This window comes from Luteibacter sp., assembly GCF_036499525.1.
Classification (GTDB): Bacteria; Pseudomonadota; Gammaproteobacteria; order Xanthomonadales; family Rhodanobacteraceae; genus Luteibacter.
The window spans coordinates 1-10,701 of the sequence record NZ_DASYDO010000053.1 but is presented as its reverse complement, the minus strand read 5'-3'; the positions used below and the strand labels follow the sequence as shown (position 1 = coordinate 10,701).

At 64.7% G+C, this 10,701-nt stretch carries 10 protein-coding genes; 3 read left to right on the top strand and 7 right to left on the bottom strand.

Annotated features, from left to right (window positions below; translation table 11 throughout):
* Positions 1-172: 172 nt before the first annotated feature.
* Positions 173-1,504 carry a hypothetical protein gene (locus VGM71_RS10070; RefSeq protein WP_331544647.1) on the bottom strand — a complete coding sequence of 444 codons (1,332 nt, stop codon included), beginning with the start codon at positions 1,502-1,504 and terminating at the stop codon, positions 173-175.
* 127 nt (positions 1,505-1,631) lie between these two features.
* Positions 1,632-2,486: an alpha/beta hydrolase gene (locus VGM71_RS10065; protein WP_331544645.1), complete on the bottom strand. Its 855-nt coding sequence runs from the start codon at positions 2,484-2,486 to the stop codon at positions 1,632-1,634.
* A gap of 38 nt (positions 2,487-2,524) precedes the next feature.
* Between VGM71_RS10065 and prmC the strand changes: the two genes are divergently transcribed.
* A complete protein-coding gene (gene prmC / locus VGM71_RS10060) occupies positions 2,525-3,343 on the top strand; it encodes a peptide chain release factor N(5)-glutamine methyltransferase (protein WP_331544643.1) in 819 nt (272 codons plus the stop codon).
* Positions 3,344-3,348: 5 nt separating this feature from the next.
* Here the strand turns inward: prmC and dxs are convergent, their stop codons facing one another.
* The gene (gene dxs, locus VGM71_RS10055; protein WP_331544641.1) at positions 3,349-5,244 is read right to left on the bottom strand and encodes a 1-deoxy-D-xylulose-5-phosphate synthase; all 1,896 of its coding nucleotides are present in this window, start codon (positions 5,242-5,244) and stop codon (positions 3,349-3,351) included.
* A gap of 63 nt (positions 5,245-5,307) precedes the next feature.
* The gene (locus tag VGM71_RS10050; protein WP_331544639.1) at positions 5,308-5,910 is read right to left on the bottom strand and encodes an HNH endonuclease; all 603 of its coding nucleotides are present in this window, start codon (positions 5,908-5,910) and stop codon (positions 5,308-5,310) included.
* A gap of 272 nt (positions 5,911-6,182) precedes the next feature.
* Between VGM71_RS10050 and VGM71_RS10045 the strand changes: the two genes are divergently transcribed.
* Positions 6,183-6,941: a SapC family protein gene (locus VGM71_RS10045; protein ID WP_331544637.1), complete on the top strand. Its 759-nt coding sequence runs from the start codon at positions 6,183-6,185 to the stop codon at positions 6,939-6,941.
* Positions 6,942-7,035: 94 nt separating this feature from the next.
* On the opposite strand, the gene VGM71_RS10040 is transcribed toward VGM71_RS10045, so the two are convergent.
* From VGM71_RS10040 to VGM71_RS10030, 3 genes are all read right to left on the bottom strand, one after another.
* Positions 7,036-7,512: a GNAT family N-acetyltransferase gene (locus VGM71_RS10040; RefSeq protein ID WP_331544635.1), complete on the bottom strand. Its 477-nt coding sequence runs from the start codon at positions 7,510-7,512 to the stop codon at positions 7,036-7,038.
* A gap of 207 nt (positions 7,513-7,719) precedes the next feature.
* Positions 7,720-9,495: an acyl-CoA dehydrogenase C-terminal domain-containing protein gene (locus VGM71_RS10035; protein ID WP_331544633.1), complete on the bottom strand. Its 1,776-nt coding sequence runs from the start codon at positions 9,493-9,495 to the stop codon at positions 7,720-7,722.
* A 16-nt stretch (positions 9,496-9,511) separates the two neighbouring features.
* Positions 9,512-10,012, bottom strand: coding sequence for a hypothetical protein (locus VGM71_RS10030; protein WP_331544631.1), 501 nt, complete (start codon positions 10,010-10,012; stop codon positions 9,512-9,514).
* A 144-nt stretch (positions 10,013-10,156) separates the two neighbouring features.
* On the opposite strand from VGM71_RS10030, the gene VGM71_RS10025 reads away from it, so the two are divergent.
* Complete coding sequence (locus tag VGM71_RS10025) at positions 10,157-10,639, top strand: SET domain-containing protein (protein WP_331544629.1); 483 nt, start codon at positions 10,157-10,159, stop codon at positions 10,637-10,639.
* Positions 10,640-10,701: the final 62 nt, after the last annotated feature.

Sequence of the window (10,701 nt, the reverse complement as noted above, 5' to 3'; positions counted from 1 at the left end):
AACGCTTCTTCGACCGGCTGCGACTGGTCTCACTGGCCGACAGCAGCCGGCGTCTCCAGCGTCACTCGTGAACCGCCGTATGCGGAACCGCACGTACGGTGGTGTGGGAGGGGGCCGGAATATTCCGGCTCCCTACCCGATATTTCCGAAGGAGCCTCGGTCGGCTGGTTCGTCAGCTTGAGATTCGAACAACGGCGGCGATGACATCAGTACCGTCCCGCCCGGCGTCACCGGCGACGAGGATCTTTCCGTCCGAGGTGAGCGACACACCGTAGAGGTAGTTGTATTCGTTGCCTAGCGGCCGGATCTTGACCCACCCACGTGGCGAAGCAAAGGTGGTATCGACCTTCCCATTGGGAAGGAAGCGCACCACGAGCATATCGACCGGGGGTGCATTTTGGAGTGCGGAGTATCCACCTGCCACGATCTTTCCGTCGTCCTGAACGATCAGGCCACCGTCAGCGAATGACTCGACCGTGCCGCCGAGCAACCCGAACACGACAGGCTTGCCGCCATTGAACGACGCCAAGGGTTGGCCCGAATGATCCGTGGCGGCCAATAAACCATAAGTCTGAGAGCCACTCACCGTCATGTGACCGCTGAAGACGATCGCCTCGTTGGGCGCTTCTCCCGCCGCAGTGAAGAACAGGCCGTCCAGGCTAGGTTCCGGGACATCTTCGCCACGCAAGACGAAAAATCCGTTCGTCCCGAAAGCGGGATCCAGCTTGCCTCTTTCGTTAAAGCGCGCGGCAACCGCCGCTTTCTTGCCCGGTAGATGGATTGAACCGACTACTATGACACTTCGATCAGAAAGCTCCTGCACTCCGCGCGGTATGGTCTGTGAACTGCCTGGATAATAGACTTCGACATAACCGTTGTCCCCGAACGAAGTGTCTATAGAGCCATCTGATTTCGTCCGAAGTAATCCGCCCTCCCGCCCGCCAGGTCCGGTGTTCCATGCAAAGTAAAGTCCGCGTCCCTTGGCCGGCGCAATCTCTCCCCTGCTTCCACTTGCAAACGCCTCCTGAAAAGGCAGCGTGAGCGTGTCGCGCTGGCGCGGCTTCGTCGGATTTGCGTCGGATCGAGCTCCAAAGATGTCGTGAATAACGACGCCCCCGGTGCCAAAGGTCTGGTCCAGGCTCCCGTCATTCTTGAAGCGCACCAGCCCGAGCGTAGAAACGCCGGCGTCGTCGCGAAACGCCGCAATCACTCCACCATCGTCGGTTGCCACCATACCTAGACCGAGTGCATCCCAGCCAGGGAAATCAATGCTTGCCGAGGCGATTCCGCCGGTGCCGAAGCCGGTATCCGGCCGGCCTTCGGCGTCGACGCGAGCAACCAATATTTCTTTTTTTGCTGCGACGTCCGGGTCTTTCTTGATGCCAAGCAGATACATCGACCTCAGCGGGTCGGACAACGGAAGTGCCCGGAGGCCAAAAGTGTCGAACGGCGCGCGAAAAATTGTCTCGACATCGCCTGCTTTGAGTTGAGCTTCCGTCGACATGCCGTCACTCCTTGTGCTCGTTAGAAACTCTACGAGGCTTTACATGCTATGCAGACGCGAGGACCCGGGACATATGGCTCACGTCGTAGGCGCAGCCTGCGCGATTCCGGCAATGACGCGGGATTCTTCAATGCGGCCTTGCTCGCCCACGAATGAAGTCCATCACATCGTGCATCACAGGTGCCGTGCGATGCAGGGGTCCCAGCGCGAACACGAGTTCCTCGTGTCCCAGTGCCGGATAAAGCTTCAGCTCTACCGGTTCGCCCATCTGCCGGTATCGGCCTTCCAGCGATATGGCTTCGGACGGGAACACTTCGGTGTCTTCCTCGCCTTGCAGGAGCAGCGCGGGCGGTTCATCGCCATCGACGAAGTTGACCGGTTGCGAGCGTGCCTGCTCTTCGGGTGTGTCGCCGAACATGGCGAGGTATCGGGGTTCGTCCAATGGGAGGAAATCGTACGCCCCGGCAACACCGATAAAGCCCGAGAGGTCGCGCGGCTTCATTCCTACGGTAGAGAGCCATTGCTTGTCGGTGGCAAGCATCGCGGCGATCTGACCGCCCGCCGAATGCCCCATGACGAACAGATGGGACGGATCGCCGCCGTACCGGGCGACATGGTCGCGGGTCCAGCGCACCGCATTCGCGCCGTCGTGCAGGAAGCCGTCCATGCGTACCGACGGCGACAGCCGGTAGTCGGGAATCACGGCGACGATGCCTTGGGCTGCCAGCGCCTTGCCGACCCAGCGGTACCACTGTCGCTTGCCGGTGGTCCAGTCGCCACCGTAGAAATAGACGACGACGGGCGCGCGGTCGGCATGCGCGGGTGTGTAGACGTCCAGCGAGAGACCGTGCTCCGCATCGAAGACGTTATCCCTGTGCTCAACCACGCCCACGGCAGGTTGCACCGCGTTGACCGCGCCAAAGAACGTGGCATGGCAGCCGACGAGCAACAGGGTGGCAAGGAGGATGGTCAGGGTGCGCATCGCGGCATTGTAGGAGGCCCGGTCGCTAGAATGGCGCCATGACCGATATCCGTACGATCTTGCGCGAGGCCACCAATACGGTGGGCGATCGCCTCGAAGCCGAGCTGCTGCTGGCGCACACGCTCGGCGTGGATCGCGCGTGGTTCTTTGCGCACGCCGAGGACCGCCCCGGCCTGGATGCCGTCCGGCGTTTCGAGGAACTCGTGGCACGTCGCGCAGGTGGCGAGCCGGTCGCCTATATCCTGGGACGCCGGGATTTCTGGTCCCTGTCGCTGGAAGTGACACCGGCGACGTTGATACCGCGGCCGGAGACGGAGCTGCTGGTCGAACTGGCGCTCGAGCGGCTGCCGAGGGGCGGAAGCGTGCTCGACCTCGGAACCGGTAGCGGTGCCATCGCCCTCGCGATCGCCAGCGAGCGTCCGGATGCCGAGGTCGTCGCGATCGACGCGAGTGCCGCGGCCCTGGCCGTCGCGCGGCGTAACGCGGAACGCCTTGGACTGGCGCGCGTCGAGATGCGGGAAAGCGATTGGTATGAATCTCTCGGCGATCGTCTCTTCGACGTGATCGTGAGCAATCCCCCTTACGTCGAGGCGGGCGACCCGCACCTCGACCAAGGCGACCTGCGATACGAGCCTGCCTCCGCACTCGCGTCCGGCCCGGACGGCCTGGACGACATGCGCCGCATCGCGGAAGGCGCGGTGCGGCATCTGCGCGGAAACGGATGGCTGCTCGCCGAGCACGGGTGGAACCAGGGAGCCCCGGTACGCGACCTGTTCACGCGGTCCGGTTTGTCCCACGCATTTACCGCTCAAGACCTCGAAGCCCGCGACCGTGTCACCGGCGCGCGGGTCGACTGAGGTAATCAGCCCGCGCTGGCTACCGCCGAAGCGCACAGCTGCGGAAAGCGCCCGCGGATCGCGTGGCGGATCTGTGGAAGGTCCAGGCCGGCCATGGTCAGCACTTCCTCGCGGCTGCCGTGTTCCAGGTACGTGTCGGGCAGGCCCAGGTGCTGGATCGGAAGCGTGACGCCGTGCGCGGCGAGGCACTCTGCAACGCCCGCACCGGCGCCACCGGCGATCGCGTTGTCCTCGATGGTGACGAAGGCCTTGTGCGTACGCGCCAGTTCGAGAATCAGCTCCTCGTCCAGCGGCTTCACGAAGCGCATGTTCACCAGGGTGGCGTCCACTTCGGCGGCGATGACCGCGGCGGGCGCGAGCATGGTGCCGAAGGAGAGGATCGCCAGGCCATGATGGCCGCGGCGGCGCACCTCGGCCTTGCCGATCGGATACGTATCGAGCGTCGCCGCCAGTGGCGTTCCCGGACCGGTGCCGCGAGGATACCGCACGGCGGCGGGGCCATCGTGATGGAAGCCTGTGCTGAGCATGGTGCGGCATTCGTTCTCGTCGGCCGGAGCCATGATCACCATGTTCGGCAGGCAACGCATGAACGTGAGGTCGAAGCTTCCCGAATGCGTGGCGCCATCCGGACCGACGACGCCGGCACGGTCGACCGCGAAGGTGACGTCCAGGTTCTGCAAGGCCACGTCGTGGATGGCCTGGTCGTAGGCGCGCTGCAGGAAGGTGGAATAAATCGCCACCACCGGCTTCGCACCTTCGACCGCCATGCCGGCGGCAAGCGTCACCGCGTGCTGCTCGGCGATCGCCACGTCGAAGTAACGCTGCGGATATTCCTTCGAGAAACGGACCAGGCCTGAGCCTTCGCGCATGGCCGGCGTGATACCGAGCAGGCGCTCGTCCACGGCGGCCATGTCGCAGAGCCAGTCGCTGAAAACGTCGGTGTAGGTCGGCTTGGCCGGCGCCCCCTTCTTGATGACGCCGGCCACGGGATCGAACGGACCCACGGCGTGGTATTCGATCTGCGCTTTCTCGGCCGGCTCGTAGCCCTTGCCCTTGGTGGTCACCACATGGAGCAGCTGTGGGCCGGGCAGGGCCTTCACCGTCTCCAGTGCGTTCACCAGCTGGCCCATGTTGTGACCGTCGATCGGGCCCGTGTAATGGAAGCCCAGTTCCTCGAACAGCGTGGACGGCACGAACATGCCCTTGGCGTGTTCCTCCCACCGCTTGAAGAAGCGGCCGAAGAAGGATTCGCGCGGCATGGCCTTCTTCGCGCGCTCGCGCCAGGCATTGAGCGTGCGGCTGGACATCGCGCGGGCCATCATCTTGGTCATGGCGCCGACGTTTTCGCTGATCGACATGCCGTTGTCGTTGAGGATCACCAGCATGTTCGGCTCGATGTCGCCGCCGTGGTTGAGCGCCTCGAAGGCCATGCCGGCGGTCATCGCGCCGTCGCCGATCACCGCCACCACCTTGCGCTGGTCGCCGCGACGCTGCAGCGCCACGGCCATGCCCAGGGCGGCGGAGATCGAGGTGGACGAGTGGCCGACGCCGAAGGTGTCGTACTCGCTTTCCTCGCGGCGCGGGAACGGCGCGAGTCCGTCCTTCTTCTTGATCGTCGTGATCCTGTCACGACGGCCAGTGAGGATCTTGTGCGGATAGCACTGGTGACCGACGTCCCAGACCAGGCGGTCGTGAGGGGTTTCGAACACGTGGTGCAGCGCGACGGTGAGTTCGACTACGCCAAGGCCCGCGCCGAAATGGCCTCCGGAAGAGGCGACGGCCTCGATCAGGTAACGGCGCAGTTCGTCGGCGATGGCCGGCAAGTCGTCCAGCGGAAAACGCCGGAGGTCCTCAGGCGACTCGATCTGCGCCAGATAGGGGTAGCGGGAGAGGTCGGTCATCCGTCTATTGTTCGCCTCCGAAGGGGGCGGGGCAAGGGACAATAGATGAATTTGAGAAGGCGCTCAGGCCGGCCGGCGGTTCCGCGGCAGGTGGCTGACCAGGAATTCCATCTGGTCAGCCAGGATATTGCGGTTGGACAGGATCAGGTGCTCGACCCAGCTGGGCCGGTACGGCACGGCCAGGAGCGGCATGTTGGCCTGCTGCGGGGTGCGGTTGCTCTTGCGCAGGTTGCAGGCCAGGCAGGCGCTGACCACGTTCTCCCACTCGTCCGCGCCCCGCTTGGACAAAGGCACCACGTGGTCGCGAGTGAGTTCGTGGCGGGTGTACGGGTGGCCGCAGTACAGGCAGATGTGCCGGTCGCGGGCGAACAGGGCGGTGTTCGTGAGGGCCGGGGCCGGATCGATGGCGTGCTCGCGGCAATGGCCGGTGCTGGCCACGATCGGATGCAGATCGAGGCTGCTGCGCACCCCGCTTGCCCGGCTGACGCCGCCACGGACAGTTACGCAGGGGTCGCCCAGGGTCCAGGCAACCACGCCGCGCACATAGAGGCAGACCGCGTCCTGCCAACTGATCCAGTCCAGGATACGGCCTGCCGCATCCAGGGATAGCACCCGCGTCGTATGCAACGCGGCTACCCTCGGCAGGTCTTCTTGGAGCACTTCCATCGTCATCGGGTCTCGTCCTTCACAAAAGCGAAAGAGCGTTCCAGCAAGCCGAACTCCGTGCGGATCGGTGGTCCCGACCCAGAGCCCGCGAAGGGCTTCAGCCCGAGCATAGCCGATAATCGCGAAGGAATAGCATTCGGCCGGTACGGTTCTTGCGGGGCTCACCTGTCATTTTCTCTTGCTATAGTGGGGGTTCGCATTCGAAACCCGGCGGGTTTGGAAGGGGGGCCGGGGTGGCTTCCCAGGTCCGGCGGGTCCATGAGGGTTACACAGTGGCAGAAGTGCTTTTCTACGAGCGTCCGGTTCCCCTGAACCGTACCGCTCACCGCGACCTGCGTCTGAAGGCCGTGAACAACATCCGTTTCGCCGCCGCGGCGCACTCCGTGCCCCTGACCGGCGTGGAATTTGCGCCCGCCGCGCGAGACGTCCCGATCCTCTTCGCCGGCAACTCGATGGAAGAAGCGGGCCCCATGGCCCTCCTCGGCCTGCGCCAGGGCGAAAACCTGCTGGTCGGCGACAATGGCTTCTGGGAGCAGGGCATCTATATCCCGGCTTTCGTCCGCCGCTATCCGTTCGTGCTGGCCGAAAAGCCGGCCGGTACCGAGGGCGACGACTTCACCGTGTTCCTCGACGAGGCCTATGAAGGCTTCAACAACGACGAAGGCGAGCGCCTCTTCAACGACGACGGCACCGATGCGCCGGCCCTGACCAACGCCGTGAACTTCCTCGGCGAATTCCAGGACCACGTCGCCCGCACGCAGTGGTTCATGGGCAAGTTGCGCGAGCACGACCTGCTCGAGCCGCGCACCATCACCCTGCAGAAGGAAGGCAAGGGCATCAACCTCAACGGCCTCTTCGTGATCAACGAGGAAAAGCTGCGGGCCCTCGACGAGAAGACCGCCCAGGAATTCCTGCGCGAAGGCGCCCTCGGCTGGATCTACGCGCACCTCGTGTCGCTGGCCAACATCGATCGCATGGCGGCCCGCCTGGACGTGCGCGAGCAGAAGGAAGGGGCAGCGACGAAGTCCTGAGGACTTTGTCACCACCCTGAAAAAAGCCGCCCTCGGGCGGCTTTTTTTGTGATGTGGGGGGGCGGGTCCTCGCCGCTATGGCGGCTCCTGCAGGTCAGCGGACCGGCCTGGCCAGGCGCATCAGGTCGGTGTCGAATCCGTGCTTCACGTACATGTCGCGCGCCCGTTCGTTGCCCGGGAAAACCGCAAGCGTGACGAACTGGCAGCGATGTTCCTTGGCCCACGTATAGGCGTGGTCGAGCAGGAACTTGCCCGCGCCCGTGCCTTCGTATTCCTCCGCCACCGCGATGTCCGAAATGTGGCAGTTGTCGCGATGGGTGAAGAAGTCCTTGGTCTTCTGCAGGTGCACGAATCCCACCGGTTCGCCGTCCTCGCTCTCCGCGACGAAGATGTAGCTGTTCGAGGGTTGCTCGTCGAGGTGCTTCACCAGGTCGGCCTCGATGCCCTTGAGGCAATCGGTTCGCGTGCGCCCGTTCGGAAGCGGAAAGTCGACGAAACGGTGGAGCAGGCCGAGGATGAATTCGTCGTCGTCGCTCTCGGCGAGACGGATCAGGAACGTGGAATCACTCATCGTGTCGGGCACCGTCTCGGTGGAAAGTCCGGGCAGAACCTTTTTTCTACACCTTCACGGAAGCCGGGGAAAGCCCTGGGTAGGAGCGGACCTTGTCCGCGACAGCTCCTCGCGAGGGGGCAACAGGGCCTGTTGGGTTGTTGCGCACGGCGAAAGGCTGTCGCGGACAAGGTCCGCTCCTACCGTCAGAGCCCCTCCGGCATACCGTCAGAGCACCTCTGGCAGGGTGGCCACGCCCGCCTCGATCGCCGCCTTGTGCACGTGGATGCGAGGCAGGATGCGGGCGAAGTAGAAGCCGGCCGTGTCCCGCTTGGCCTGGCGGCGTTCGGGGGAAAGGCGGGAACCTTCCGCGGCGAGAACGCTCCTTGCCCAGAAATATGCAAGCGTCACGTAGCCGGAAAAGTACAGGTAGTCCACGGCCGCGGCGCCCAGTTCCTCCGGATTGGCCTGGGCGGACTGTGCGATGGCCTGGGTAAGGTCGCCCCAGGTCTTCGCCACGATGGCGAGCGGACCGACGAAGGCCTTCACCGCGTCGTTGCCCTGGTGGTCCTGGCAGAACGCCGAGATCTCGCCGAGGAAATGTTTCAGCCCGGCGCCCTGCAACTGCATGATCTTGCGGCCGAGCAGGTCGAGGGCCTGGATCTGCGTGGTGCCCTCGTACAGCGTGATGATGCGGGCATCGCGCGCGAACTGTTCCATGCCGTGCTCGGCGATGTAGCCATGGCCGCCGAAAATCTGCAGGGCTTCCTTCGTGCACTCCTGGGCGGCCTCGGTGAGCAGGCCCTTGGCGATGGGAATGAGGAAGGACAGCAACTCGCCGGCCGTCTTGCGCTCCTGCGCGTCCGTTGAACGGGCCTCGATGTCGCCCTGCAGCGCCGCATAAGCCGCGAGGACGCGGCCGCCTTCCACGAAGGCGCGCTGGGTCAGCAGCATGCGTCGAACGTCCGGATGCACGGTGAGCGGATCGGCCGGCTTTTCCGGCAGGGCCGGACCGGACAGCGCGCGCATCTGCAGGCGTTCGCGGGCGTAGTTCAGGCTGTTCTGCAGGGCCCGCTCGGAAACGGCAAGGCCCTGGATGCCCACGGCGAGGCGCGCCGCGTTCATCATGGTGAACATCGCCATCAGGCCCTTGTGTGCCGGACCGATCAGCCAGCCTTCCGCCTCGTCGAAATTCATGACGCAGGTGGCCGAACCCTTGATACCCATCTTGTGCTCGATGGCACCGGCCGCGACGTGGTTGCGCTCACCCATCGCACCGTCCTTGCCTACCCTGTACTTGGGCACCACGAGCATCGAGATGCCGCGGCTGCCGGCGGGCGCGTCGGGCAGGCGTGCAAGCACGAGGTGCACGATGTTCTCGGCGAAGTCGTGCTCGCCCGCGCTGATGAAGATCTTGGTACCGGTGACGCGATAGCTGCCGTCGGCATAGGGTTCGGCGCGCGTCTTCAGCAGACCCAGGTCCGAGCCGGCCTGGGGCTCGGTCAGGCACATGGTGCCGGTCCAGCGGCCTTCCACCAGCGGCTTCAGGAACACGTCCTTCTGCCACTCGTCGCCATGGTGCTCCAGTGCATCGGTGGCGCCGTGGGACAGCAGCGGATAGATGCCCCAGGCGAGGTTGGCCGAGTCGATCATTTCCTTGGTCAGCGCGCCCAGTACCGCGGGCAGGCCCTGGCCGCCGAAGGTTTCGCGTGCCGTGAGCCCCGCCCAGCCGCCCTCCGCGTACTGCCGGTAGGCCTCCTTGAAGCCCGCGGGCGTGGTGACCGTCGCGGTCGCCTTGTCGTAGTGGCAACCTTCCGCGTCGCCGGAGGCGTTCAGCGGGGCCAGCACCTGTTCGTTGAAGCGGGCGGCCTCGTCCAGCACGGCGTCGATGAGGTCGCGCGTATGCGCCTCGCCGCCTTCGAGCCGGGCGAGCACGGCTTCGGCGCCGAGCACGTCGTAGAGTGCGAAGCGCATGTCGTCGAGCGGGGCTTTATAGAGCGTCATGGAAAGTCCTGTGGGCTCAGGGCGAGCGATAGGTATCGGGAATGCCGGGTACGGGCGAGAGCCAGCTCTTGCCGCGTACGGGGTAGGAATGCGATTCCTTTTCCTTCTCCGGGGTGGCGGTGATCCGCCCGTCGATGCTGTAGGGGAGGGCGCCGGAGCTTCCCTTGACGGCAAGGCCGGCGAGCGCTTTCGACATCTCGGCCGTCGGCAGCAGGTCGATGGTGGCTACGTCGGCGGCGAAGGAGGGGATGTCCTGGTCGACCTTCGCGTCGAGCACCACGCCGCCCAGGTCGCCGACCTGGAGCGTGCCCTGGAATGTTTCGAAGGACATGCCGCCGTAACTGTTGTTACGGATACGCAGGGTCACGTGCCACGGACCGCCTGGCCTTGCCGCCACTTCCTGGAGGGTCACGGTGGGTGGGAAGACGCTTTTTTTCGCGGGGCCGCAGGCGGAGAGGAAGGCGAGGCCGGCGAGCAGCGCGGTACGGACGAACGGGCGGCGGATGATCGGAGTCATTCCTATGGCTTCCGGTAGGGTCGAACAATCGTTTGATGGTAGCGCCCGCTGGCCCATGCGCGCGAGCCATGTGTTTCAAACGCGGTTCCCAAGCGGCGGGCGAGCAGGCATCATCGGCGATTATCCCCCTGCATCCGACTTCCAATGACCCGACGCATCGCCGCACGACGTTCGCCCATCCATGGAAATGGCGTTTTCGCCACCGCACCGATCAAGGCCGGCGACGAAGTCGTCGAATACAAGGGCGATCGCATCACCCATAAGCAAGCGGACACGCGTTATGGCGATGGCGGCGAGACAGGCCACACCTTCCTCTTCACGCTCAACGAGCGCTACATCGTCGACGGCAACAGCCATGGCAACGTGGCGCGCTGGATCAACCATGGCTGCGATCCGAACTGCCAGGCGCTGATCGAGGAAGCGGTGGAGGGCAAGCCCTCGAAGCACGACCGCGTGCTGATCGAGGCGATCCGCGACATCGCGCCGGGCGAGGAGCTGGTCTATGACTACGGCATCACGCTCGACATGCCGCACACGGCACGTCTGAAGAAGATCTGGGAATGCCGTTGCGGCTCGCCGAAGTGCATCGGCACGATGTTGAAGCCGAAGCGTAAATCGGCCGGCTGACCGGCCGCATTGCAGGTAGGAGCGCGCCCTGCGCGCGACAGCTTTTCGCGAGGAACAACAGG